This is a genomic window from Desulfatiferula olefinivorans, from assembly GCF_054657895.1.
Map to the genome: position 1 here is coordinate 72,219 of NZ_BAAHXV010000015.1, position 26,665 is coordinate 98,883.

Sequence of the window (26,665 nt, forward strand, 5' to 3'; positions counted from 1 at the left end):
CCCAAGCCCCACCCCTGTCTCCCGGTTTCTTACCGGGGGACAGGGGTTTTTCATTCACGATGTCTTACGCCGCCGTCTCAACTCAGCGTCAACCCCACCACCCGGTTTCGTCCCCCCTCCTTGGCCTGGTAGAGGCACTGGTCCGCCGTTTCGACAAGGGCATGGGGGGTTGAATCGTCGTGGGGGACCATGGTGACCAGGCCCTGGCTGATGGTGACGTGGTCTGCGGCGGAGGAATGGGCATGGGGGATGGACAGGGCGGTGAGGTTGTTTCGGATGCGATCCGCCACGATGGTCCCGCCGCGATGGTCCGTCTCCGGAAGGATCACGACGAACTCTTCGCCGCCGTATCGGGCCACCAGGTCGGTCTCCCGCATACAGCTTTCCGAGAGGGCGCTTGCCACCTTTTTCAGGCACAGGTCGCCGGCCTGATGGCCGTAATGATCGTTGTACAATTTAAAATGATCGATATCCATCAGGATAAGGGACAAAAAGGCGCCGCTTCGCATGCAGCGGTTCCACTCCCGATCGAGAATATCGTCGAAGCGTCTCCGGTTTGGGATGCCCGTGAGCCCGTCGATGGTGGACAGGGCCGACAGTCTGTCCCGGTTCCGTTTGATTTCGAGCTGGGTTTTCACCCGCATTTTCACGATCACCGGCACGATCGGTTTGGAAATATAGTCCACCGCCCCGGCCTCGAACCCTTTGATCTGATCGGCAACCTCAGACTCGGCGGTGATGAAGATGACCGGGATATCGCAGGTCGCCTCGTCGTCCTTCAACTGACGACAGACCTCGAACCCGTCCATACCCGGCATGTTGACATCCAGGAGGATCAGATCCGGACGGGGCCGCTTCCGGGCGATGGAAAGGGCCTGTTCACCGTCATGGGCCGCCATCGTCGCGTGGTCGGACTTAAGGAGCGTCACCAGAACATCCACGTTTTCGGGGACATCGTCGACCACGAGAATCGTCTGGGCGTCCGCGGCCGGGCAGGCGGCCGAATCCGGCGGTGCGGGATCGGTTTCCGAGGAGACCGCCGCATCGAGGGCCTCCAGACCGGACAGAACCTTATGCAAACAAAGGCAGATCTGGTCCACAGGCCCGTCGAGGTCGGTGCCGCCGCCCTGTTTCACCGCCTCTTCCAGATGCCCGGCGGCCAGAAACAGATCGGTCATCCCCAGGTTACCCGAAACCCCCTTGATCATGTGGGCCGTCTGCCGGATGCGCTCATTGTCACCCGCGTCCAGGGCCGCACGGATCTCATCGACGGCCGATCGGTTGTTCCGGTAGAAGCTCAACAGGAGTTTGCGATACACGGAGGCGTTGCCGTCCAGCCGGGCCAGGCCCTGATCCGTATCGATCCCCGGCAGATGGTCGGGAAGAAGGGTCACCGGTTCGTCCATAACCTCGTCGACGGAGTCGCCCCGATGGGGACGCTCCGACGGCGGGCGGACCCATTCGGCGATTTTTTCGAACAGGGCTTCGGGGTCGATGGGTTTGGACACATAATCGTTCATGCCCGATTCCCTACTGGCTTCCAGTTCCGAGGACAAGGCGTGGGCCGACATGGCGATCACCGGCATCAGCCCGGGCACGCCGGTATCGCCCACCCATGTTTTTTCAAGAGCCCGGATGGCGCAGGTGGTCTGGTAGCCGTCCATGTCCGGCATCTGGATATCCATCAGAATCAGATCATAGGGGTAGATCAGGCGGCCCTTTTCATCCTTTTCAAGACCGTTTTTTCGGATCATGTCCAGGGCCTCAACGCCCCCTGAGGCCGTGTCCACCCGAATCCCCCGACGTTTGAGGGTTTCCCGGGCCACTTCCTGGTTGATCTCATTGTCGTCAACCACCAGAATATACAGATCCCGGAGCCTCTCCCGCAGGGCCTGGCCCAGCTGTTCGTCCGTATCGGGGTCCGTGTCGTAGAGAGGATCATGACCCCAGGCCGTCATGATCACGTTAATCAGGTCGGTCTGCTTGACGGGTTTGAACACGAAGGCCGTTGCACCGGCGGACAGGGCCCGCTGACGGTCCTCCTCCTGGCCGAACCCCATGGTCATGACAATCGGAATCCTCACCGGATCAGCCCCCGGCATCCCTTCGAGCTTTTTTTCCCAGTTGCGGATCATCCGGGCGGTCTTGACCGCATGACGTGCCGCCCCGTGCCAGTTGAGAAACACCAGATCATAGGCGTTCCCCGCGTCTTTGGCCCGTTCGAGCTCCAGCAGGGCATCGTCTTTGGCGTCGATGGTCATCACCCGGAACCCGTATCCCATGAGGAGCATCATGATCACCTCACGGCCGGCGGGACTGCTGTCCTGAACCAGAATCCGTCGATCCCGAATGTCATCGGGAACCTGTCCCGGGGCCGTGTCCGCCTCGGGCCGACGATCCAATACCACGTTAAAGGCAAAGGTACTGCCGTGGTCCTTTTCGCTCTTGACCCAGACCTCCCCGCCCATCAGTTCCACCAGGCGTTTGGAAATCGACAGCCCCAGACCCGTTCCGCCGTATTTTCTGACCGTGGAGGAATCCGCCTGACTGAACGAGGAAAACAGTTTTTCGAGCTGGACGGGCGTCATGCCGATGCCCGTGTCGCTGACCGAGAACTGAAGTTTGACCCGGGTGTCTGTCTGCTCCACCATGGACACCCAGACCACCACCTCCCCCTTTTCCGTAAACTTGACGGCGTTGTTGATCAGATTGATCATAATCTGGGTCAGATGGAAAAAATCCCCCACCAGGGCCTGGGGCACGCTGTGGGACATGGAAATGATCAGGTCGATGCCCTTGGTCATGACGATGTTGGCGAACATGTCCGACAGGTTGTTGAGCACGTCATAGAGAAAGAAATCCCTGGACTCCAGTTCCATTTTGCCCGCCTCGATCTTTGAAAAATCGAGGATGTCGTTGATGATGCCCAGAAGGGTCTTGCCGGAAATGCTGACTTTACGGATATAGTCCCGCTGTTTCTCGTTGAGCTGGGTTTTGAGGACCAGGTCGGTGAACCCGATGACGGCATTGAGCGGCGTCCGTATTTCATGGCTCATGTTGGCCAGGAACTCGCTTTTGGCGCGGGTGGCGGATTCGGCCACCTCGATGGCGTTCTGAAGTTCTTTTTCGGCGCGGACCGTGGCGGTGATATCGGTGATGAATCCGTAGAACCCGTCCCGGCGACCCGAGGCATCAAGGGTGATCTGGGCATGGAACAGCCCCCAGAATTCGCTGTTGTCCTTTCGGATGACACGGGCCCTGAAATGATGGACCTGTTCGGCTTCCATCAGGTGAAAAAAGAATTCACGGCGCTTTTTCGGATCCGCGAAAAAATCCTGGCCGATCCCCGGCCGTTCGACCATCAGTTCGTCGATGGACTCGTAGCCCATCATCCAGGCCAATACGGGGTTCACGCGCAGGAAATCGCCGTCCATGCCGGCCTGATAGATCCCGATGGGCGCCGTCTGAAAAATCGTTTTAAGGTTCAACCGCTCCAGTTCGCCGATCCGGTTCTGGAGTTCCATGGACGGGGTCAGGTCCTCAACGAGTATCATCACCCCGGCGAGGGCGCCACCCGGCTCCGACAAGGGGAAAAAGTGCCATTCGCAGAAGATTTCCGTATCGTCCTTGATGAATGCCGAGCTGTCCAGAATGATCCGGGGCCGATCGGCAAAATCGCTCAGCAGACTGCCAAGGTCAAGCCCGGCGTTGTCCACGGTCAAGACGTCCGTGACGGCCCGGCCCAGGGCATCGTCTTCGGTTATCTCCCAGAAACGCCGGGCGGAATCATTCCACAGGATCACCCGCAAGCGGGCGTCCAACCGGATATGGGCAAAATGGCCATGGTCGATAACATGCTGGACGATGTCGGTCAGGCTCGCGTCAGAGGGGACAATGGGTTCAGGTGTATATGTCATAATACCTGTCATGATGGTGGTCCCACCGCAGACGGCATCGCCGATGGCTCCATGGAGGGACTGTTGGCTCTGAGAATCGAATTAGGACCAGGGAAAAAACATGTGAGGACAGTGTAAAGGAATTGCGATCAAAAAGCAATCGCCGGTTGGGCAGGTTGGGTGGTCCGGGGTCAGAGGCATCGTCGATACCCCCGGCTCCGGACCGATGGAGATGAAAGGCGTACCGTTCAGTCGGGACGCACCCATTCATAGATGACAAACCGGCTCCCGCACTGGGTGCAGGCGGAGCAGCCCCCCGTGCACAGAGGCTTGATGTCCGACCGGGACACCCGGCCCTTGCGGACCCAGACATCCATCATGCCCTCGACGGCCGAGGGATCCGCATCGAAATGCAGGGCCAGATCGTCCAGATTGACCCGCCTGTTGGCGATCACGTATTGTTTTATGTCGGAAAGAGTCATCACGTTATCTTTCTCCTCAGACTCCGGCCTTTTTCAGGACACCGGTCACCGTTTTTGGTTTCTGACCGCCAAGGCGGCCCATCACGATCACCACCGCCGCGAAAACGGCGACGAGCCCGATGATCCAGGCCAGGGACGTGACGGGGTGACGGCCGAGGGTGGCGATCTGATAGAACATCACCGAGGCCGTCCAGGCCAGACCCGTGGTCCAGGCTCCGGCGAACAGGGTCCACCTTATGCCGGTTTCCTGGTAGACCGCCGCGATGGCCGCCACGCAGGGGAAATAAAGCAGAATAAACAGCAGGTAGGCGAAGGCCGCGATCCGCCCGTCGAACATCCGGACCATGGTGCCGAAGGTGCCCGAACTGACGCCCTGCTCTTCAGCCGCGACATCCTGGTCGCTCATGTCTCCCACAGACAGACCCAGCGGATCGGTCAGGGTTCCCAGAACGCCCAGAAGATTCTCGGGGACGGTGGCGAAGGATTCGACGATGCCGCCCCAGAAGTCAACGCCTTCCCCGGCCGCTTCAGCGCCCTCTTCCGCCACCGTCATCTGGGTATACAGGGCGTCCAGGGTCCCCACCACCGCTTCCTTGGCGAAAATTCCGGTGAAGATCCCCACGGTGGCCGGCCAGTTCTCCTCGGTAAGACCCATGGGGGCGAACACCGGGGTGATGGCTTTTCCGACCACGGACAGGGCCGAGGAATCGCTGTCCTCATGACCGAAGGACCCGTCGGTGCCCAGGGAATTGAGAAAGCTCAGCACGATGACCACGGGAACGATGACCTTGCCCGCACGGAAGATAAAGCTCTTGAGACGGTCCCAGGCCCGCATGAGCACACCCCGCACCGTCGGCAGATGGTAGGGCGGCAGCTCCATGACAAAGGGCGTGATTTCGCCCTTGAGCAGGGTGTTTTTGAGAATCAGACCGGTCAGCACGGCAAAGGCGATACCGATCAGGTAAAGCCCGAACACCAGGTTCTGCCCGCCCACCGGGAAAAACGCCGCGGCGAACAGGGCGTATACCGGGAGCCTGGCCCCGCAGGACATGAAGGGGTTCATCATGATGGTCAGGGTCCGGTCCCGCTGGTTTTCAAGGGTCCTTGTGGCCAGGATGGCCGGAACGTTGCAGCCGAAACCCACCAGCATGGGCACGAAGGATTTACCGGGCAGGCCGATGACCCGCATGAAGCGGTCCATGACAAAGGCGGCCCGTGCCATGTATCCCGAATCCTCCAGAAAGCAGAGGCAGAGGAACATGAATCCGATGGGCGGAATGAAGGTGGCGATGGTCTGAATACCGCCGCCGATGCCGCCGGCCAGAATCACGATCAGCCATTCGGGCAGACCGGCGAGGCCCAGAAGGTGACCAAACCCGTCCACAAAAACCGTACCGGTGAAGATATCGAAAAAGTCGATGAAGGCCCCGCCCACATTGATGGTCAGCATGAACATCAGGTACATGGCCAGAAGAAAAATCGGAATGCCCATCACCCGGTTAAGAACAATGTCGTCGATTCTGTCCGACAGGTTCTTGCCCAGGCGCCCTTCCCGCCTGACCGCATCCTGGGTCAGGCGGCCGATCAGGGTGTACCGGGCATCGGCGATCAGAATGTCGGCTTCCTCGCCGAGTTTTTCCTCCAGGGCATCAAGTAGCGTATCGCGCTCGTTCAGAAGATCCGGCCCGGCCAGTTCGCCGAGGGCGGCGTCTCCCTCCAGCAGCTTCACCGCGGCGTAACGCCTGTTGCAGGTAATGGCCGGGGCCTTTTCACGAATGGAGACAGACAGATCGTCCACGGCCTCGCGGATCGTGTCGGGGTAAGCGACCTCGACCGAAGAAATCCTCTTTTGGGCCGCGGCGATGTTGATCCGCGACCGCAGTTCATCGAGCCCCTTGTTCTGGGACGCCACCATGGGAACCACCCCGCAGCCCAGTCGTTTGGAAAGGGCGTCGACATCGATCCGGACCCGGTTTTCTTTGGCCACATCCATCATGTTCAGCACCACCAGAAGGGGCACCTGCATTTCCAGGAGCTGGACCGTCAGGTAAAGGTTCCGCTCCAGGTTGGAGGCGTCGACAATGTTGACGATCAGTTCGGCTTCCCCGGAAAGGATGTAGTTTCTCGCCACCACCTCATCCAGGGACACGGCGGACAGGGAGTAAATTCCCGGAAGGTCCACCACCTCGATGGCCTTTCCCTCGTGTCTGTATTCACCGGTCTTGCGGTCCACGGTCACGCCGGGCCAGTTGCCCACCCGCTGACGGGTCCCGGTCAGGGCGTTGAACAGTGTCGTTTTACCGCAATTGGGGTTCCCCACCACCGCAATCACATGATCAGCCATGATTTACCCCCCTCTCGACCAACAGGGCCGCAGCCTCGTCTTTTCGAAGCGACAAGGAAAATCCCCGCACGCTGATTTCCACCGGATCCCCCATGGGAGCGATGCGGCTGACCGAAATGGCCGTTCCCCTGGTCAACCCCATGGCCAGAAGTCTTTCACGGTAACCCGTGCTGCCCTTGACATAGCCGGAAACCGTCGCGGTTTCGCCCACGGCCATATCCCGAAGTGTCGCGTTCATATCGTTCCTTTCCCTAATGCCGTTACCTGTATTTTCTGGGCCATCCCCCCCCCGAGGAAGAGACGGACGTTATCATGACGAATCACCATTTTCCCGCACATGGGGTTCTTGAGTACCTGAACGACCGAACCCACCACCAGACCCAGGCCAGCCAGCCGGTCGTGACAGCCCCGCCGTCCTTCGATGCCGACAATTTTCACGACATCGCCTTCCATGGCCAGACGAAGGGGAAGGCCCTCCGCAAGGGGAAACCCCGAGGAGCCGCAGGGCTTCTCGCAGACCTCACGTTCCACGCAATCGACCGCTTCGTCATCCATGCATCGCGCCAACTGTACCATCTTTCCTCCCCGTGTCCCGGCATCCTGAACCATGCCGCAGGTTTTATGAATCATATAATGGCAGGACACCCATACAATTCCTGCTTTCTTTCATTTTGTAATAGAACCTTAATTCAATAAGATTAATCTTTATTTGTTAGAGGCGTCTATTTCTTTGAGGCATATACCCTTCCGTCCCTCGGTTTGTCAATCTTTTTTTTTCGTAGTTTATCGCATCGTGAGGGCAGGCGTTCAGGCATCTGCCGCAACTGAAGCAGTCGGCCTGGATGAAGGATTCGTTCACCCGATCTTTGGCGGCGGAAAGGGGGCAGGCCCGGGCGCAGGCGCCGCAGCGGGTGCAGGCCGATCGGTCGATGGTGATCCGATAGAGACTGAACCGTTCCACCAGCCAGGACAACAGACCGAAGGGGCAGATAAACAGGCAGAAAGGACGGTAAACAAGCAGCGACCCCAAAAGGGACAGGATCAGGATACCGATGACCCCGGCGCTTTCGAATTCCGGTTCGAACAGGTTGAAGGGGTTGATGGTGTGATACAGCACGAAGCCTTTTTTCCCGCCCAGGATTCCGAACAGAACCAACAACATCAGGATGAACAGAAACGCCCGGACGGTGTTGGTCAGGACAAAGGATATTTTCCGGGCTTTGATGTTTTTGAAAAAAGGCAGGCTGTAGATCAGCTCCTGAAGGGCTCCGAAGGGGCAGGCCCAGCCGCAGATCAGTTTGTTGCCGACAAGGGCGAGGATCAGGAAAAACAAAAGGGCCGCCGCCTTGACCCAGGGATCGGGATACAGGCCCACCATGGACTTGAACACCTTGACTGCCCCCTCCATGGGATTGGGGGACTTGCCCAGAGCGAACCCCGCCCCAAGAACGGCGAAAAGAAGGCAGAGGATGTACGGCGCCCTCGGGTACCAGGACGCCCGGTCCTTCACAGGGCTGCCCTCGGGCCGTCCGAGTACCGCAAGAAAAACCAGCCCGAAAAGCACCAGGGCCGCGAACACGAAATATTTCAGGTGCCGCTCGGTGTGGGACAGAATATGGTCCCGGGCATGATCGAAATCAGCCTGGGTGACGCCAAGCTCTGCAAGGGGCCTGTTTTTGGGAGCGGCAAGGGAAAGATCCAGATCCCGGGCCAGGCCCTGACCGGTCATGCCCAGCCGGGAGGCAAGCTCCCTGATCGTCATGTCGACGCTAAGGGCCTCCATGACTGTTGACCGGGACGACCGGTCGACGACGATTCCGACCGCGACCAGCGTCGCCATCAACAAAACGGTGCCGGCCAGCCAGATTTTCTGACGTGTTGAAAGTGACGCATACCAACTGTCTGTGTGTGTTTTCATCATGTCCTCTCGTGCCGTTGAAGCAGGTCAAAAAACATATGGTTAGCCCCCTTGCCCTATTGTTAAACCACCCGTTCGCGTTGCTCACTGAAGGCCACGAAGAGCACGAAGCAGAGCGTAAATAGTGTGTTTTTCTTCGTGCCCCTTCGAGTTCTTCAGTGAGCGAAGCGAACGGGTGGTCAATAAACGTGTTGTTTTCCCCAAGGAAAAGCCTGTCGCCTTATCGACACTTCGACAAAATCAAATCCAGAGTGAGCCCAATGTCATTCATTTAAAACCATAATGGACAAAGCAAAGCGTGGCCATCAACTGGACAACGAGATTTTTTTAAGCTAATGGCATTCACCAAGCGATTGAAGAGCCGATGGAGTCAAGTGTATAACCGTAATCTGTAAACACCGCCGACACGCAGGCGGGAACGGCCCACCCGTTCCCGCCCCGTCTCGGCCTAACCGCCGTTGAGCACGTTGTTGGAGTTCATCAGATCGATGCCCCAGACATCGTCGAACCGCTGACGCGTGGTGTCGAAATCCCAGGGTTCCATTGCGTCGCCCAGTTTGAGATTGGTGCGGTGCCGGTAGTGATCATTATTGGCATTCATATCGTAATTTGTCCCAGGCGCATTATCCTTGTGCCAGGCCAGGGCCGCCAGATTGTCCGCCGACAGCCGGGCGTAGTTGAGGTTGCCTGAACCCCACAACGCCGTGTAGGTCAGACCCGTTTCCGCAAACCGCGCCGCCGTCGCCGCCAGCCGGGGAAGAATCAGGAAATACCCGCCCCAGCTGAAGTTGTCGTTGTTCTGGATCGAGCCCGGCGAATGGGCCGCGTTGGACACGATGCCCGAGCTGACCAGTTCCGATTCGGGCCCCAGGCCGAAGATAATCCGGCCGAACAAATCCGGCTCGGCCCAGCCCCGTTCCACCTGGACATAGCGAAGGGTCGTTCCGGCCCGGTCGATGCCCGCGCCGCCCATGGCCACGCCCACGCCGGCCTCGATGGGACAGGGTTCCAGCCGGGGACGTTTGACGGTGATGGCCGTGATGCCGACCCAGTTGGTCACCCGGTCACCGTCCGTGTTTGCGGCGCTCCGGCCTGCGGCGGCGAGCCCGCCCAGATCCTGCGCGTTATCGGCGTAATCGTTGAGATTGTAAACGGTGGTGATGCCCAGGCCCTTCAATTCGGCCGCCTCTGCCGCGTTCAAGCGATGAATCATGAATTTATAGGATTTGTTGTGACTGGAATGAATCACCTCCGGGCCGTTGTCCGGGTCATCGTCCGAGCAATAGGGAATCTGATAGCCGACAGCAGCCGCATTGGCATCGGCAAGGGATGCGCCGTCGGTCATCACCAGGTTGGTCAGGCCGTTGGGATAGCGCCCGAATTTTTCGTAAAAGGCCGATACAAAGGTTTTGGCCCGGTTCTTGTTCGAATCGCACACGGTTTCCGACGCCTCGTAGGACACCCCGGCCAGCCGGGGCGCCACCATGGCGATCAGAAATCCCATGATGGTTAAAACCACAAGGATTTCAAGAAGGGTGAAGCCTTTCGCCCCACCGGGGGCCGTTTCCCCAACTGCGAATTGTTGTTCTTTTTTCTTCATCGTCTGTTTCCCCTTTTTTGTCGGTCCGCAGAATTTCACTCCGGACGGTTTATATAAAAAACTGTTTTTCTTCATACTCGTCGTATTCCTAAGTGAGCCCAGCGAACGGGTGGTTGACACAACACCCCAAAGGTTTCAGGCCCTCTTTTCTTTCCGGCCTCCGCTGCATGCGTTCGTCCTGACGGGGGGAGGCCCGCCCTCGTTTTTCCCTTGCCGGTCCAGAGCCTCACGGTCGGCCTGCATCACCTCAAGACAGAGATTGAGATCACGGGCCAGACCGATGAACGCATCGCCTTTGCGGAACCGGACCGGCCTTGCCGGAAAACGGCCCATGGCCGCGTCTCTCAGAATCATCCGCGTCTTGTAAATTGGGCCGGTTATGCTGTGGACCCTCAAAACGGTCCAGACAACGACCCCGGCGGCCATGAACACAAGGATGATGCCCACACGGACCAGATAAATCCGGTCCAGGCTCCAGACCAGCTGATCGGTGAGGACGTAAAGAAAAAACGAGGCCGTTCCCATGGCCGTGACCAGCGTACACAGACCGATGATCAGAAGCATGTTGGCGGCAACAGTCAATTGAAGGGGCTTGTCCACCAGATAACGCCGACGTTTTATACGTTCCGGCGTTGCGGCGTCCACCTTCGAAACGCGGGTTTCCGATACAGAGATGTCCATGGTGTTCTCCTTTTTCCGGCGCCGTTTACGGGCCGGTAATGATCATGTCGTCCGACGTGTCCGCAAGACCGTCCGGGCCGGTGCTTTTCAGAACGAAGCCCTTGCCCGACAATCGGTTTTCGTAGATCAGGGGCCTTTCCCAGTGATCGAGGCCCAGGGTGTGGACCGGATTTTCCTTGAAGGTCCTCGCCATCCAGGCCAGGAAATCCGCGTCACGGGGATACCGCCCCCGCTTCAGGAAATGGTGATCCAGCATCAGGCCGATGCTTCTCAGATCCGCCGCCGTGGCCAGCAGGCGTGCCTGCAAAACGGTGTCGTCAAAAAATTCGGTGATCTGATCCGCGTTGCCCGCAATGACCCCCAGGGCGAGACCCGAGACGATCAGGCGGCGTATGATGTCGATCATGGTGTGATCCTTTCACGCGACTCAAACAAGGAATCTGGGCATTTGGTGGGCTGTGCCCACCACTAAGGCCCGATCCGTATCATTCAACACACGTCCACCGATTCCTCGGCAGCCCTGGAAAGGTGAAGCCCTCTGAATTTCCGATAGACCAGAAGAGCCGCCAGGCCCACGCCCGACACCCCGAGAATCAGGGTGATCACGTTGCCGTAGGCGTTCCAGTAATAGGTTCCGGCGGTCACGTAGGTATGGACCTCGACGGGAAGGACCCGGCCTTTCAGCCGATGACGCCAGATCCCGTCCTCGCCGCGCAACAGGGTGAGGTCGCCGTCAACGGTGCCGTTGGTTTTCTTGTCCAGCACCGCAAAGGTCACCGTCAGCCGGTCCCCGGCCTGGTCCACCCCAAGGAAACGATCGACCACGTAGCGGTTTTTCGTCCCGGCGGTGCCGTCGTCATAAAGGGTCCGGTGGACGCAGGATTCCACGTAAAAGGCCACATCGTCCACTCCGGGCCGGTCCAGAGAAAGGGGCACCTTGACCCGACCCTTGGTGCTGTGGGCCAGGGCGGACGTCGGCAGGCAGGCAATCAGAACAAGCAGGCACAGCATGGATGAAACAAAGGCGTTAGGCCTGAGGGTCGTCATGGTGTTCCTCCTTGTGGTCAGCCGCGCATTTTCCGTCGGTGAAATGCCCGAGTTCATGGTCATCGACCATCAGCCTGAATTCCTTCCTGAGCCCATCGTAGCAGGTCTGCCAGGCCTCCCGGTACCGGGCGTAGAGAAGATCGTTTCGGATGTATTCCTTTTTCTCATCGAAGGATTGCACCTGTTTTTCGGTCTTGCGGGTGAGCTGAATCAGGTAATAGCGATCCTCGTAGGCAAAGGGGTCGGACAGGCCATCCACGGACAGGGCCTCGATGACGGGCCGCCAGGCGGGACGGTAGGACGACAACGCTCTTGTCCCTGCATCACCGCCCCTGCTCCGGGTTTTCTCGTCGCTGGAATGGGTCCTGGCCGCGTCGTCGAACGCCACATCACCTTCTTCGATCTTTGCCTTCAGATCCGCGAGAAAGGCCGGGTCGTCATGGGCGATCAGCCGGATGCCGTAGGTCTCCGGGGTAGTGTAGGCCTCGATGTGCTCGTCGTAGTGAGCCCGGACCATCTCGTCGGTCAGGCTGTCCCGGTCGATTTTTTCCACCAGCCGGTCCTGCATCACCTTAAGAAACAGCTCGGACATCTGACGATGAAGCTCGGCCCTGATCCGGGGGTCGAGGTGCAGGTTTTCCTTGAGCCCCTTGGCGATGATCATTTCCATGTTCACGGCGTGATCGAACACGAATTCAGGGGTCAGCTGCTCAGGTTTGTCCCTGAACTGTTTCTGTTTTTCCAGAATCTCCCGATGGGCGGCAAGGTCCTCCGCCGTCAGCACCCCGCCCTTGTACCGTGCCACCACGGACCCGCCGGAATCCGACATTCCGCACCCCAACACGAACCCCGTCAGCACAAGGCCCACCAGAAAGGCCCCTGTTTTTCTTTTTGTCATGTCATGTTCCTCCTATTTTCTTTGTGTCATAAACCGTCGCCGGTAATGGACGGCCATACCGCTCACAATCTGTTTGTCCAGGGTTTTCAAAACCCTGGCCCCCGGAGGGCCGCCGGAGGCAAAAATCCCGAGGCCCTTCAATCCCCGTCACGATCCGGCCGTATACATGGCCAGCATCCCGGCCACCAGGCCCCAGGCCACGTAGCCCACCACGCCGCCCAGCACGATGATCAACGCGGGTTCGAGCATGGCGCTCATCCGGGCGATCTTGTCGGCCAGGAGTTTGTCGAAGATGCGGGCCACGGTGTCGAAGGCCTCGTCCATCAGGCCCGAATGCTCGCCCACTTTGACCATGCTTCTCACCATCACCGGAAAGAACGGGTCATTTTCGAGTACCGCGCTCAAGGGTTCCCCGGCCTGGACCTTGTCGTTGACCATGACCAGATGTCGCCTCACGGCCAGGTTGCTGACCGTATCGCCGCCGGCCCTCAGGGCGTCGACCAGGGTGATGCCGCTTTTGAGGAGGGAGGCCAGGCTTTCGGCGAACTGCACCACCACACCAAAGCGAAACACCGGCCCGATCACGGGAATGTGCATCCGGTAACGGTCCACCCAGAACCGAAGTTCGGGAACGGTCAGGCAAAGGACCAGCAGAGCCGCAAGGCCGCCCGCCCCGATACCCAGGGCCAGGCCGTGGGTGACGATAAAATCCGACGTATCCAGCAGAAACTGGGTGTTGGCGGGCAGTTTCCGACCGCCCATCAGCGTCGAGAACTTGGGGATCACGAAGGTCACCAGAAAGATCACCACGCCCAGGGACACCACCACGACCACGCCGGGATAGATCATGCTGATGATCAGCTTCCGCTTGAGGGCCGCCCGATTTTCCAGCATGACGGCGATGCGCTCGAGCACCACGTCGAGCATGCCCCCCAGCTCCGCCGACCGGATCATACCGGTCAGAAGATCGTCGAACACCGTGGGATGGGCAGCCATGGCCGTGGACAGGGGGTCGCCGCCCTCGATGGAGGCTTTGATTTCACCGAGCACCCACTTGAACTTCCGGGACTCGAACTGCTCGTGAAGAATGCCCATGGCCTCGGAAATCGGAATGTGGGACCCGATGAGGGCCGCGAACATCCGGAAGAACAAGACCACATCGGCGGTTCTCACAAAGCCCAGGCGATGAAGCATCGACGTCCCCCCCGCACCGCCTTCGACCCGTTTGATGTCGATGACGGTGAGCCCCGTCCGCCTCAGACGATCCACGGCCGCGTTTTCGTCGTAGGCCTCGGTCTTTCCCCTGACTTTTCCGCCGCTTGAATTCACGGCGCTATATCGAAAAACAGCCATCGTCTACTCCATGGTGACCCGGATGATTTCCTCGGGGGTGGTCAGGCCCTGTCTCATCTTGAGGATGCCGTCCCGGCGGAGGGTGATGAACGAAAGATGCTCGAGGGCATAGTCCCTTATGGTTTCCGTCCGCTCACGACGAACGATCATGCCCCGGACCGTTTCATCGACCTCCAGAAGTTCGAAAATCCCCAGGCGGCCCCGGTAACCTTTCCGGCAGTGTTCGCAGCCGTCTCCGCGTTTGATGGGAAAGGGATCGCCCTTGATCCGCAGAATGGCCATCTCCTCCGGCGTGATCATCACCGTCCGGGCGCAGTGGGGGCAGACCATGCGGGCCAGACGCTGGGCCAGCACCGCCCGGACCGAGGCCCCCACGAGAAAGGGTTCGGCCCCCATGTCCGCCATGCGGTTGAAGGCGCTGGGCGCGTCGTTGGTATGAAGGGTGGTCAGCACCAGGTGCCCGGTGATGGCGGCCCGAAGGGAAATGGTCAGGGTTTCCGCATCACGGATTTCCCCCACCATGATGATGTCCGGGTCCTGGCGGAGAATGGCCCGCAGGGCCCCGGCAAAGGAGATTTTCTCTCCGCTGTCCACCTGGGTCTGGTTGACGCCCCGCACGGTCAGTTCCACCGGGTCCTCGATGGTGGTGATGTTGGTGGTCTCGTCGCGGAGCATCTGGAGGGCACCGTAGAGGGTGGTGGACTTGCCCGACCCGGTGGGCCCGGTGACCAGGATGATCCCGTGGGGCATCGAGAGGTGTGACTTGAACCCCTCGAGCATGTCCGTGCCCATGCCCAGGGTGTCGAGGTCAATCCGCTCGTCGTGGGGCGGCAGAAGCCGAAGTACCGCCTTTTCCCCGTTGACCACGGGAAGGGTGCTGACCCGGACGTTTGCCCCGTTGATCGACACATCCAGGCTCTGGGGCATGAAATAAAAGGACCCGTCCTGGGGTTTGCGCCTCTCGGCGATGTCCAGGCCCGCCAGGATCTTGATGCGCGCCACCACCTTGGCGGCCAGGTCCGCGGGCAGCCGCTCGGTTCTGTGCATCATGCCGTCCAGGCGGAAGCGGATCGAGAGTTCGTCCTTTTCCGGTTCCACATGGATGTCCGACACCCCGGAGGTGATGGCCCGGATCATGATTTTCTCGAACAGCTCGATGACAAAGGCACTGTCCTCCACCTCGGCGGCGGGCCGGATCGTGATGGTGGTATCGAACTGACGGCTGAAAAACAGGTTCTGGAGGTTCTTGAGCTGCCGGGCCGAGGTGAGGGTCAGGCGCACCTGACGCTTGCACAGCCGGGACAGGGTCTGGAGCATGGTCTTGGGCAGGGGGCCGCTGCATGCCAGCAGAAGTTCCCCCTGGGCGCCGATGCCCACGGGAAGCACATCGGCCTTGAGGCACATCTTGGCGGGAATCATCCGGATCACGTCTTTGCCGATGGTCTCCACCGATTCCCGGAACAGGGGAATGCCCAGATACTCGGACAGGTACCGGGTCAGATCCTCCTCGCCGATCAGCCCTTCCCGCATGGCGATGGTGCCGATCTTTTCCCGCACCATGCGCTGGGTCGACAGCAGGCCGGACAGGGCCTCCCGGGTGATGGCCCCCTTTTTCACCAGAAACTCTCCGAAACGGTCAAGGGGAATCACATCGCCCTCCCCGTGTCCATATCCGTGTCCCGGATGCCCCGGGTGTACAGGCGTTTTTTCAGGGCGTCCTCGCTTCGGGCGGCGGCAAGGCCCGTGGACAGGCCGATCTTTCCTTCCTCGATCAGGCGGATCAGGCACTGTTCCATGGTCTGCATGCCCTGGCGGACCCCGGTTTCCACGGCCGAATAGATCATGTCGTCCTTGCCGTGACGGATCAGGTTGGCGATGCCAGGTGTGCTGAGCATGATTTCCACCGCCGGAACCCGGCCCGTGCCCGAGGCGGTGGGCAGAAGGCGCTGGGATACCACCGCCTTCAAGGTGGAGGAAAGCTGCTGGCGGATCTGGGCCTGCTCCCCGGCGGGAAAGGCCCCCACCAGGCGGTTGATGGTGGACATGGTATCCCGGGAGTGAAGGGTGGAAAAAACCAGGTGGCCGGTTTCGGCGGCGGCGATGGCCGTGCGCATGGTTTCAAGATCCCGCATTTCCCCCACGAGGATCACGTCGGGATCGGCGCGCAACGAATCCCGCAGGGCGTCGGCGAAGCTGGGCACGTCGGTGTGAAGCTCCCGCTGGTTGATGATGGACAGATTATTCTGATGCACGTACTCGATGGGGTCCTCGATGGTGATGATATTCCTACGGCTGGTGGCGTTGATGTCATCGAGAATGGTCGCAAGCGTGGTACTCTTGCCCGAACCGGTGACCCCGGTGATCAGGATCAGGCCGTCCCGGAGCTTTGCCAGTTGAGCGATACTCGGGGGCAGGCCCAGGCTCTCGAAGGTGGGGATGCCGTTGTGGAGCAGACGGACCGCCACGGACAGGGCGCCACGCTGATAATAGGCCGCAATACGGAAGCGACCCACACCGGGCACGCTCACGGCACAGTCCACGCTCTTGTTCCGGGCAAGCACCTCCCGGTGGCGGGTCGTAAGTACGCTTCCGATCAGCGTCTCGATCTCTTCCGGCGCGCAGGGCGGGCAGGCCATGGGGGAAAGCTCGCCCTTGATCCGGAACACCGGAGGCATGCCCGCGGTCAGGTGAAGGTCCGAGGCCTTGCGCTTCAGAGTTTCCCGGAACAGGTCCGTCATGTCGTTCGGCCGACGGGTTTCAAACGTCGCCTCGTCTTCGATCATCATGTTCCGCCCTCCCCTCTGGCTGCGTCCAACGGCGCGAGGATGTTTTCCCGGTTTCGGGTGATGGTCTGGTGGGAGCTCTTGCGCCCCAGGAAATCATCGGTGACCCGTCCGCCCCGGGCCGGATGGTCGATCACATGGGGCGTGAGCACGATGACGGTTTCGGTTTTCTTCCGGGTCTTCTTGGTCTCCTTGAAGAAAAATCCCAGAAGGGGGATGTCGGCCAGGATGGGCACCTTGTTGTCGGTGAGATCGAGGGTCTCCTTGATGATGCCGCCGATGGCGATGGACTGGCCCGAGGCCGCCGTGAGGATGGATTTGATCTCGCTCTTGCTGGTGCCGTCCAGGGGAAACTGGACAACGTCGCCGGTCCGGTCGTTGACCACGCCCACCGTGCTGTAATTGAGGATGGCGCTGTCGATTTTCGCCTCGAATTCCAGGGTCACGGTGCCGTCCTCGTTGATGAAGGTGGTCATTTCGACGTCGGTGCCCAGTTCCTCCCGCACGATCTCGACCTCGAAGGTGGTGACCACGTTGTTTTCACCCAAGGACACGGTGGAGGTGGTCACGTCGTCCCGCAGGGGGGTTTCCTCGCCCACGAAGAACTCCACCTTGCTGTTGTTGGCCGCCATCAGAAAGGGCGTGGACACGGTCTCGGCCCTCCCTTCGGTTTTGAAGTACCGGATCCTCGCGTTCAGGTGATCGCTGTTGAGGACCATGGACAGGGTGTTCGCCCCCATGACGCTGCTGCCGCCCATGCCGATGGTCGACTGGTAGGCACCGAACCAGCCCGAACCGCCGGTGTCGGTATTCGAAAATTCAAAAAAACTCTCGAACCCGTCATCCAGGGTCAGCTGGAGGATCTTGATCTCCAGAAGCACCTGGCTGGTGGGGGTGTCCAGGGTTTCGACGATCTTTTCCATCTCATCGAGCAACCGGACGTCCAGGGACCGGGCCAGAATGCAGTTGTTTCGTTTGAACACCGTCAGGATGGCCAGAAGGGGCTTGTCCCGCTCCGTGTCACCGGCTGGCGCGGCTGCTGCGGACAAGGGCTGAACCGAAAGAAGGGGGTTGCCGGAGGCGATGGACCCGTCGAGGGCGGCCTTTCCTTTCAGGGCCAGATCCTCGTCCGATGACCCGCCCACTTCGGCCTTTTCCTCGGGGTCGATGTGGCCGTAAATCTTTTCATCGTCGATGACGGCCAGATGCACCTGGTCCCCCATGGCGCTCTGAATCACCTTGGCCATGTCCGCCGCGTTGGTGTATCGGATGAAAAAGGCCCGGGTCTGGTCGCTCTGGCGGTTTTCCGTGTCGCTGACAAACTCCTCCCGGCTCATCAGGGTCATTACCCCCCGGTCCTGACGGTACCAGATGTCGTTGAGGCGGCAGAGGGCATCCAGGGCTTCACCCACGGAGAGGTCCTTCAGATACAGGGACACCGGCCGGTCCGAAACGCCGCGGGTGGCCACCACGTTCACGCCGGACAGGTCGGTCAGAAGCTCGGCGATCACACGGACCGGCACCTTGCGCAGAATCACGGACCTCAGCCGGGTCATGGGTCCGGCCGGGGAGCGTTCACCCGTCTGTTCCAGAAGCCGGGCCGCCTCCTCCGGGCTCTCGATCACCTGACCCGTGATGATCCGGACAATGGGCCGTTCGGGATCCATGGTGCCTGCGTCGGTTTCCGGCCCGGCAACGCCGGATTGTTCGGCCCGGGTCTTGAACGCATCTCTCATGGACGGAATGTCCTTGGCTTTTCCCGTCACGCATCCGGCTGTGCCCACACACAGGGCGATCACCGGAATCCACAAAAAATTCATGCATTTCATGGTATCTCCACCTCGTACCTGCGCTGGTTTTTATCCGTGAAGGTCACGGTTTTCTCCCGGATGTCCGTGACACTGAAGGTGTGGGTCAGCCCGCCCAGCCGCACCCTCACCTCGTCGCCTGTCCCCAGGACGGAAAGCCGTCCCGTGGTGGCCACCCTGACAATGCACCGGTCCGTCTCCTCGAAGCGAAGGATGCCCGAAAGGGACAGATTCCGAAATGCGCTGGAATAATTGTAGAGGCTTTCCCGTTTGGAGGGCTCCTCAAAGGGGTTCCGTCCGGTATCGGCCAGGCCGCCCCCCGCCCCCGTCATCGAAAAGACGAGAAGCATTAAAAGGCCTGCCGTCATTCTGGTTCGTTTCATGGTCTTATCCCTGGTCATATCATCACGTTAAAACGGATCGAAAGATCGCGGCCCTCGCCCCGTCCGATCGCCACCTTGTCAATCTTCACCGGATCATTCAGATTCCGGAGCCGGGCCAGAAGATCGGTGAATTTTCCGAAATCTCCTTCCATGTCCACGGAAAAAACGTTCCATTCGTACAGCGGTTCCTTAAGCTTTTCCCTGGCGGGTGCGAGGGCCTTCACCGTCAGGTTGCGCGCACGGATCAGGTCCACGATCTGGCCCAGAAGTTCGGTCACCTCCCGCTGGGCCCCGGTCTGGACCGTCATCCCTTCAAGGCTCTGCTCCCGTTCCGCAAGTTCTTCCTTCCTTTTCTTGATCCGGGCCTTCACGGCATGGACCGGCGGCACCTCGGCAAGGGCGTTGAATTCCTTGATCACCCCGTTCAGAGTGGCCACGGTCTTTTTCAGCACCTTTTCCTGGGGTTCGTAGACCCGCTTCATGTAGAAATAGGTGCAGGCCACGATCACCGCCGCCACCAGGCCCAGTTTTTCGAATTGTGACAGTTTTCTCATGCGCCCTCTTTTTTCCCGGTGGTGACCTTCAGTTCGAAGCTGTGCCGCCCGCCGTCGGCGGCCTTGAGGCTGACCAGTTCGGCGGCCACACACCAGGGACGTTTCTGGAGTTCCGCCGTATACCCGCTGATCCCCGACAGGTCGAAGGTCGAGCCGGTGACCGTAAATTCGGTGGGCGAGTTCTGGACAATGCCCGCCAGCATCACCTGGCGGGTCACGGCGTCGGCCATGCCGTCCAGGCTGTCGATCAGGTCGCTGACATCGTCGTCGGCCTTGCCCCGGACAAAGGCCAGTTTCCGCTCCATAAACTCGATTTGTTCTTCAAGCTCGCGGTCCTCCCTGAGCAGGGCCTGGTATTCGGCCACGGCGGCCTTGCGCTCGGAAAGCTGGGCCTTCAGGGTCTTGATCTGCGTTTCGTACACATCCTCCTTGTGCTTCATGTAGCCGTAATGGACAAAAAGCAGAACTGCCATGAAAAGGGAGGTGGCCAGGGGGATGATGTAGGCGCTTTTCTTGAGTTTCTGGACGGGGTCTTCCCGGTCGTCGATGCCCAGGGACCGTTCGCGCCGTCCCAGTAGTTCCCGGACGGCCGCCCCGGCGGTCCCGGCATAGGCCGCGTTCGAGGGGTTGTCCCGGTCTCCTGTCAACTGGGCCTTCCGCGCAAGGACAAGGGGGACGGCCCCGCCCGGACAGAACGAGGCCACGAAATCGACCACGTCTTTGTCCCCGGCCCCCACGCCGGTGACGATGAGGGGCTCGGGCCCGGGAATCTGACGGGCCATGAACCGCAGGGATTCTTCCAGCTCCACGCTCGCCATCTCGCCGTGCACATGGGCGGCAATGGACTCCCGGCTCAACGACAGGGTGCTGATCTGCTTGGGAACCCGGCCGTCCAGAAGGGCGAAGTTCGAATAATCCTCGCCGATTTCGAGCACGGCCCGGGGAGAATCCGTTCCGTCAACGGCAGGCACCATGAAGAAGGTCACGTCCGGCGGATACACTCGGACAAGACGGAACCCCGCCACCTTGAACCGGGCCTTGAGCGCCCGGTACACGTTGCGTTCCATGGCGGACACGCTCACGGACACCGGAATGTCCTCGTCGAGAACATTCAGTTCATCGTGGGAGGTTTTTGCCGTCTTCACCGGCTCCACCCCGATGAGCGCGTTGGTGCCGGTGATGCCGGTGTAGGGTTCCACCTCCCATTTGACCGCTTCTTTCAGCTGGGCGGCGGACAGGTCCTTGACCTTGTCCCGGTCCATGACAAGGTCGAAGGTCCGGGCCATGGGGGTGACGAAGACCACCTTTCCCATGGTGTGCTGGAGACGCTCGGCCAGGGCCTTGACCGCATCCACCGACGGCAGGTCATCCCGGGGATCGGGCCGGGACATGGCCGCCACGTCGATGACGTCAAAACGCCGACCCCGTTTTTCCACGAGGGCCGCCCGGATGATGTCTCCGGACACCTCCACGGCCAGCAGTGTTTGTTTGAGTCCCGCCCACATGGTCTTTACCATTTCTTAAAAAACAATCTCCGGTTTCAAGGCCATGATTCATTGCCGGGCAACCCAAACCGGAGAGGAGAATATCGTCCATCCCTTGTCTGCATTGCCGGGCCACCCGGCCAATGGTTATTTCCTTATTAGTAAACGACCCCCCGCAATCGGACGGGGTGGTGGGACCAGGGCAGCTGCATGTAGCATTCGTTCACGTGCATGTTCACGTTCACGAGCACGAGTACGGTAGGCCGAGACATGTTCGACCACCATCGTGAACGTGCTCGTGCTCGTGAACGTGAACGGCATGACTCCGTCCCGCAGGAAGGGGCCTATGTGTTTTAAAAATCATACTTTCGATTGCCCTGCTTCTATCCCGCGTCTGCATTGCCGGACCGCCCGGCCAATGGTTATGTCTTTTTATGCTCAGCGTATCGCCTTTTTCATGGCGGGCGGCGTCGCATGTCATAAGGAGTCGGGCCATTCGGCGGGCACAGCCCGCCCTACGACAGGTTTGCGCAGGGAAAGGCGCGCTTCGTAGGGTGGGCTGCGCCCACCAATCCGGCCCCCATCCTTATTAATAAATCAACGTTCCCATATGTATTCCCCGTCAATACGCCTCAAAATCCGCCGTATCCACCGTCAACGTCCCGACCTGCCCGCCCGTGGCCCGAACACCGACGGTGTAAATCACATGGGTATAATATTCCCCGGTGTCGATCTGGTCGTTTCCATCCGTATCGTTCCAGATAACGAGATACCGGGCCCCGGCTTTGGCGGAAACGGCGGTGGTGTCATCGTACCGGAAGGCCGGGTTTAAGGGACTGCCGTCCCCCGCCACCCAGTCGTCGGCCACCGTATCGCCGTCATGGTCGATCAGTGCCGAGCACGTGAGAAGGTCCACCCCGGCCACCGGTGCCTCGTCGCTTCGAAAAAACCGGCTTCTGGTCACCCCGGCCACGGCGTTCAGCACCACCAGCCGGTCCAGGCGGAAGAACCCGGGGCCCATCACCTCGTCGTTCAGAATCCGGACGATATTGTCCGCGTTGTCCGCCGCCGCAGGGTCGTACGTCACCGCCGACAGGTCGAAGGTCGGGTCGGAAGGATCGCCGAAATCATAGCGTCCGTCCGGACCCGTCGACAGAATAAAAAAGGCCCCGTCTCCCGTATGGGAAAAGCACAGAATCTCCCGGCCCCAGGCATCCCGCAGCACAGCGCCGCCTCCGGTGCCTGACGGCGCCGGGAGATGGCGGTACCGAAAGCCCAGGCCCCAGAGGGACGATGAAACGTCATCCGACGGATCGGCGCTGTTCGGGGTGCGGGTCCAGAGTTCCACCGGCTGACCCCTGGTGTAGGCCGCGTCACTGACGTCGCGGTCGTCCCAGTGGTCATCCGTGGGGTCCGGGGTTCCGTTATCCTCCCATTGAAAAAGACGGGGCCGGCGGCACAGATTGCCGGTGAAACCGGTGTTGTCGCCTGCGGGGCTGTCTCCGGCCAGGGCCATGACGAGGGTGTCCAGAATGTGTTCGGTGTCCCGGATCTTCCGTTTTTCCTCCTCGCCCAAAAGGGCCGCAAAATCCCGGGAGTAGAGTTTCATAACCAGGTTGTCCCGGTTCCTTTCGTCATCCGCGTCGTAGGCTTGTCCCATGGTGTCGGCGGCATCCACGGTCCAGACGTGGCTGGTGCAGGTGCCCTTGGACGGGTAGCTGCCCTCGGCGTCCGGGCCTTCGGAGATAATCCAGAACACGGTTTGCCCCGGCGCGTCCCGGTCCGCCGTGATAAAAAACCGCAGGGCCCGGCCCCAGCCGTCGCTGAGGCGGCCGTCGGTTTCAAGCATCCGGAAGGATTCCTTTTCATCGAAATGCTCGCCCAGTTCCGCAAGGGGGGCGTTGTTTCCGTCTTCCCAGGTTTCATGATTCGCGTGGGGCCCGGAAAGGTGAAAGACGGGCTCCAGCATATCGTACTGCCCGTCGGATTCGGCCCAGGACTGGGAATCCGACAGAACCATGTCCCGGGGGACCGGCAGGTAAGGCCCCTTCCACCCCTCCCCCAGATCCGCCCCCGGCATGGGATGGCCGGGCAGATCAAAGGGCAGGTCTTCGGGGTAGCGGGTCCAGAGGCCCCGGGGCTGGCCCTCGTTTTCCGTTTCAAGGCCCCCGATGTGGTCCTGATGAGTGGGCATGTCGTACAGCTTCCGGTAAGGCCGGTTCCAGCGGAACCGTTTGTTTTCAAAGGTGCCCGAGGGGCGGAAAAATACGAACGCGGGGTCCACGGCATAATCGGGTCCCTGGCCCAGGCCCGGCGTCATGGCCGAGGGATTTTCCCAGCCGATACCCGCAAAATCCGGCCGGATCTCCGCCTTAGCCTCCCACAACTCCGGCCAGGCCTTCATATCACCCACATACCCCCCAATCACCGGCCGCCCCGCATCGTCGAAACAATCCGGCGGCCCCAGGATGGCCCGCCGGATCAGGTCCATGCGCTCCAACGTGATCCTCTCCCGCTCCCGATTGTCCAGAATGCCCATGGCCGGGACCGCCATGGCCGCCAGAAGGCCGAGGATGAACAGGACGATCAGGACCTCGAGGAGGGTGAAGCCGTTTTTGGAGTTCACCACGGAGACACGGAGGGCACGGAGAGGGGTGAAGGGTAAAAACGGGTTGCTGTTGAAAGAGATGGAAAAAATGAAAAACAGGGGCCTCCGGCGGCCCGCTTTTAAAAAGCGGGGCAAATGGGTTGGGGGTGCAAGGGGATTGAACCCTGTGATGGGGAGTGGCCGCTGTGTTTTCATGACTTCCTGCGTGTAACGTGTCAGTTCTTTAGTTATTTATTTCACCATCGGATACATTATGGTGGTGTTGAATGTAAGCTCCATCACCCTCGTCTCAGGGCAACTGGTTTAAATAAGATTATTTTTTGAAAAAATCCCGGCGAAGCAAGCGCCCCGCCGGGATAATGGTTTCTCTATACCGCCATTCACTATAGCGGTCATGACATACGGTTAAGGCGTGGTGATACCAAGGGTACCGTCAACATCAACCGCCCAAAAGTCTGAGTCGTCAGCCGGAAACATATGGCCTTCGGGGCACATGGTGGCGTATGCATACGCTTCCTGGGCTTCAAAGCTGAAAAGACGGGCCTTGAAACCGGCTGAAATACCTGTGATAGTGCCATTGGCTGCAACCGTAGCCGTGGCGGCTGTACCGCTTGCGGTATCTTCGGTGTAACCAAAGGCAAGATATTGTGAGCCGGAAATACCTGTAGCCGCATCGGGAATCGCAGGAGCTGCATTACGATCAACTGTGCCCTGCAGACGGGGAAGGACTATGTTGTAGTCGTTGTAGGTCACGTTGTCAGCATTCTGAATTCCACCCGGGCAATGAGCTGCATTAGCGACCAAGCCGGATGTGACAATGCTGTTTTCGGGACCAAAGCCGAAAACAATACGTCCGAGGAAATCGCCCTCACCGTAATTGGTAATATCTGCCGCCGGAGCGGTGAAATCAGCACCAAGAGCGGCTCCAATCCCGGACATCATAACACCCATACCAGCTGCCAGAGGCATTTCAGCCATCGGAGTACCCTGGTCAGCCGCGGCAATACCTGAATTGTCATAGGAGTTGAGATTGAAAACCCGGCGGATACCCATGTCGGCCAAGTCATCAACTTCAGCAGCGGTAAGGTAATGAATTTCCGGGGCGACGCGTTCTGCAAATTCATCAGACAAGGTCTCAGGGCCGTTGTCCTCATTGCCGTCGCTGACGGTCGGTATTGCATAGGTGCCAGCCGTGACGTCCTGAACAACGATATTGGTCAGCTTGTTCGGAGCTTTACCTGCTCGTTCGTAGAAGGCGGATACCATCTGAATCATACGACTCTGGTTGCTGTCGCACACCGTGTCCACGGCGCCGCCGGAGATGCCGGCCAGACGGGGAGCCACCATGGCGATCAAAAAGCCCATGATGGTCAGGACGACCAGAATTTCGAGAAGGGTGAAGCCTTTGTTTTCCTTTACTTTTTTCCGCAGGGGGGCGAAAAGGCGTTTGAAGAAGCGTTTCATTTTTTTCTCCTTTTAAATACGTTGTGGGTTAAAAACCTGTACCTGATTACGGGCCGCCCCAACGGGGAAAGCCCGGTGTTCATGATCAGGCCGCAGGCGGGCACGCGGGTTTACCCCCAACGGACGAACCCTGGCGGGAGCGGTCCGAAGGGAGCGGCGCACCGGGACGGGGGGCATATCCCCCGCCTGCCGACGGCTCGTCTTGCCTTGGTTTCGGATCACAACCCCGCCACGGGGTCTGCGATGCATGATTTTTCTTTTTCTGGTTATGCGTTTGGCTCAAGTGGCCCTTCAAGCGCTTAATCAATACCCTTATATTTGACAGATTCTCGCGGTACGGTTGCTGAGCAAAGCAAAGCGTTTATTGACCACCCGTTCGCTACGCTCACTGAAGAGCACGAAGGCTCACGAAGAAAACACAGTGTCTACAACCTTCTTCGTGCTCTTCGTGTCCTTCAGTGAGCAACGCGAACGGGTGGTTTAACAATAGAAAGTTCACCTCCAACGTGAGGGACGTGCATAACCAGATTAATTTTTTCCCATCCCCTGACCCGCCCCGTTTCCGCCCCCGCAGGGTGCGGGGACGAAAAAGGAAGGAGTGGGTTTACGGGGTGTTACGTGGTTTGACGCTCCGGGGCGTCCACGACGAAGCGATACTCCTTGCCGCAGATCAGAAGGATCTCCTTCTGCCCCCGTTTGAGATAGCGCATCTCGACCCGGATGGTCCCGTACCCGTCATGGTAAAAGAGGTCCCGGTAAAGCCCGAAGAGCTTGTCCATCACGGGGTCGTGGTCTCCGGGCAGGGTGCGCGTCTCGTCTCGGTTCGGTTGTGTCGTTGTCATGGTCGTTTCCGGTGTGTCGGTTGTTGCCGCCGCCCGACCGTCGGGTGCGGACAGAAAACGTGCCGGGGGCATCCCCGCACACGCGTTTCCCCTGTCAGGTCCGGTCCTCACAGCGAGGCCCTCCGGACCGGCTTTCCGTCCTCGCGGCTCCCGTACCGACGAAGCATCTCGCGGACCCGGTCATCGAGATCGTTCACATGATCCCTCAGCTCCGCAAGCGCCGGAATCTGATCCGGATCGATATCGGCATCGTCGGCCAGGGTGTCGAGATCCATCTCCAGATGATCCACATCGTCGTGAATCCGCCGGACACCTCCGGCAAGCTTTTTCAGATCCTCATCGATCGTTCCCATGGATGCTCCTTTCACTAAGGTCGAAAAGAAAGTTTGTTATAATCGATAAAATTAGACTTGTCTAACGGCAGAAGCCGGAAAATTGACGGTAGAAGCCGGAAATGAAAAAAACCCGGGGTCAATTTTGATGCACTCGTAAAAAGTCGAATTTCAGACGGCTTCGTAAA

Annotated in this window: 22 protein-coding genes; all 22 read right to left on the reverse strand. The window is 59.6% G+C overall.

Annotation, left to right across the window (positions count from 1 at the left end; genetic code table 11):
- Positions 1 to 77 precede the first annotated feature (77 nt).
- Positions 78 to 3,917 carry a response regulator gene (locus ACYQ11_RS12250; protein WP_459924073.1) on the reverse strand — a complete coding sequence of 1,280 codons (3,840 nt, stop codon included), beginning with the start codon at positions 3,915 to 3,917 and terminating at the stop codon, positions 78 to 80.
- A gap of 227 nt (positions 3,918 to 4,144) precedes the next feature.
- On the reverse strand, positions 4,145 to 4,378 hold the full coding sequence (locus ACYQ11_RS12255; protein WP_459924074.1) for a FeoC-like transcriptional regulator: 234 nt from the start codon (positions 4,376 to 4,378) through the stop codon (positions 4,145 to 4,147).
- Positions 4,379 to 4,394: 16 nt separating this feature from the next.
- Complete coding sequence (gene feoB / locus ACYQ11_RS12260) at positions 4,395 to 6,722, reverse strand: Fe(2+) transporter permease subunit FeoB (RefSeq protein ID WP_459924075.1); 2,328 nt, start codon at positions 6,720 to 6,722, stop codon at positions 4,395 to 4,397.
- Positions 6,715 to 6,960 carry a FeoA family protein gene (locus tag ACYQ11_RS12265; RefSeq protein WP_459924076.1) on the reverse strand — a complete coding sequence of 82 codons (246 nt, stop codon included), beginning with the start codon at positions 6,958 to 6,960 and terminating at the stop codon, positions 6,715 to 6,717. Before ACYQ11_RS12265 ends, feoB begins: the two co-directional genes overlap by 8 nt.
- Complete coding sequence (locus ACYQ11_RS12270; protein ID WP_459924077.1) at positions 6,957 to 7,298, reverse strand: FeoA family protein; 342 nt, start codon at positions 7,296 to 7,298, stop codon at positions 6,957 to 6,959. Before ACYQ11_RS12270 ends, ACYQ11_RS12265 begins: the two co-directional genes overlap by 4 nt.
- Before the next feature lie 136 nt (positions 7,299 to 7,434).
- Positions 7,435 to 8,643, reverse strand: a complete 1,209-nt coding sequence (locus ACYQ11_RS12275) for a 4Fe-4S binding protein (protein ID WP_459924078.1) — start codon at positions 8,641 to 8,643, stop codon at positions 7,435 to 7,437.
- Between the two features lie 445 nt (positions 8,644 to 9,088).
- A complete protein-coding gene (locus ACYQ11_RS12280) occupies positions 9,089 to 10,240 on the reverse strand; it encodes a type II secretion system protein (protein WP_459924079.1) in 1,152 nt (383 codons plus the stop codon).
- A gap of 135 nt (positions 10,241 to 10,375) precedes the next feature.
- A complete protein-coding gene (locus tag ACYQ11_RS12285) occupies positions 10,376 to 10,921 on the reverse strand; it encodes a hypothetical protein (protein ID WP_459924080.1) in 546 nt (181 codons plus the stop codon).
- Between the two features lie 25 nt (positions 10,922 to 10,946).
- Positions 10,947 to 11,327, reverse strand: a complete 381-nt coding sequence (locus ACYQ11_RS12290) for a type II secretion system protein GspG (protein WP_459924081.1) — start codon at positions 11,325 to 11,327, stop codon at positions 10,947 to 10,949.
- Positions 11,328 to 11,410: 83 nt separating this feature from the next.
- Positions 11,411 to 11,968, reverse strand: coding sequence for a hypothetical protein (locus ACYQ11_RS12295; protein WP_459924082.1), 558 nt, complete (start codon positions 11,966 to 11,968; stop codon positions 11,411 to 11,413).
- Complete coding sequence (locus ACYQ11_RS12300; protein WP_459924083.1) at positions 11,949 to 12,866, reverse strand: peptidylprolyl isomerase; 918 nt, start codon at positions 12,864 to 12,866, stop codon at positions 11,949 to 11,951. Before ACYQ11_RS12300 ends, ACYQ11_RS12295 begins: the two co-directional genes overlap by 20 nt.
- 147 nt (positions 12,867 to 13,013) lie before the next feature.
- Positions 13,014 to 14,219: a type II secretion system F family protein gene (locus ACYQ11_RS12305; RefSeq protein ID WP_459924084.1), complete on the reverse strand. Its 1,206-nt coding sequence runs from the start codon at positions 14,217 to 14,219 to the stop codon at positions 13,014 to 13,016.
- A 3-nt stretch (positions 14,220 to 14,222) separates the two neighbouring features.
- Positions 14,223 to 15,869, reverse strand: a complete 1,647-nt coding sequence (locus ACYQ11_RS12310) for a GspE/PulE family protein (protein WP_459924085.1) — start codon at positions 15,867 to 15,869, stop codon at positions 14,223 to 14,225.
- Positions 15,866 to 17,005 carry a type IV pilus twitching motility protein PilT gene (locus ACYQ11_RS12315; RefSeq protein ID WP_459924086.1) on the reverse strand — a complete coding sequence of 380 codons (1,140 nt, stop codon included), beginning with the start codon at positions 17,003 to 17,005 and terminating at the stop codon, positions 15,866 to 15,868. Before ACYQ11_RS12315 ends, ACYQ11_RS12310 begins: the two co-directional genes overlap by 4 nt.
- Positions 17,002 to 18,831, reverse strand: a complete 1,830-nt coding sequence (locus tag ACYQ11_RS12320) for a type II secretion system protein GspD (protein WP_459924087.1) — start codon at positions 18,829 to 18,831, stop codon at positions 17,002 to 17,004. The genes ACYQ11_RS12315 and ACYQ11_RS12320 overlap by 4 nt, the downstream gene beginning before the upstream one ends.
- Positions 18,828 to 19,193: a hypothetical protein gene (locus tag ACYQ11_RS12325; RefSeq protein WP_459924088.1), complete on the reverse strand. Its 366-nt coding sequence runs from the start codon at positions 19,191 to 19,193 to the stop codon at positions 18,828 to 18,830. Before ACYQ11_RS12325 ends, ACYQ11_RS12320 begins: the two co-directional genes overlap by 4 nt.
- Positions 19,194 to 19,207: 14 nt before the next feature.
- Positions 19,208 to 19,747, reverse strand: coding sequence for a type 4a pilus biogenesis protein PilO (gene pilO / locus ACYQ11_RS12330; protein ID WP_459924089.1), 540 nt, complete (start codon positions 19,745 to 19,747; stop codon positions 19,208 to 19,210).
- Positions 19,744 to 21,264, reverse strand: a complete 1,521-nt coding sequence (locus ACYQ11_RS12335) for a hypothetical protein (RefSeq protein WP_459924090.1) — start codon at positions 21,262 to 21,264, stop codon at positions 19,744 to 19,746. Before ACYQ11_RS12335 ends, pilO begins: the two co-directional genes overlap by 4 nt.
- A gap of 589 nt (positions 21,265 to 21,853) precedes the next feature.
- Positions 21,854 to 23,860 carry a prepilin-type N-terminal cleavage/methylation domain-containing protein gene (locus ACYQ11_RS12340; RefSeq protein WP_459924091.1) on the reverse strand — a complete coding sequence of 669 codons (2,007 nt, stop codon included), beginning with the start codon at positions 23,858 to 23,860 and terminating at the stop codon, positions 21,854 to 21,856.
- Between the two features lie 384 nt (positions 23,861 to 24,244).
- The gene (locus ACYQ11_RS12345; protein WP_459924092.1) at positions 24,245 to 25,303 is read right to left on the reverse strand and encodes a type II secretion system protein; all 1,059 of its coding nucleotides are present in this window, start codon (positions 25,301 to 25,303) and stop codon (positions 24,245 to 24,247) included.
- 614 nt (positions 25,304 to 25,917) lie between these two features.
- Entirely contained in the window at positions 25,918 to 26,145 is a 228-nt protein-coding gene (locus ACYQ11_RS12350) for a hypothetical protein (RefSeq protein ID WP_459924093.1), read from the reverse strand.
- Between the two features lie 107 nt (positions 26,146 to 26,252).
- Entirely contained in the window at positions 26,253 to 26,498 is a 246-nt protein-coding gene (locus ACYQ11_RS12355; protein WP_459924094.1) for a hypothetical protein, read from the reverse strand.
- Between the last annotated feature and the right edge of the window lie 167 nt (positions 26,499 to 26,665).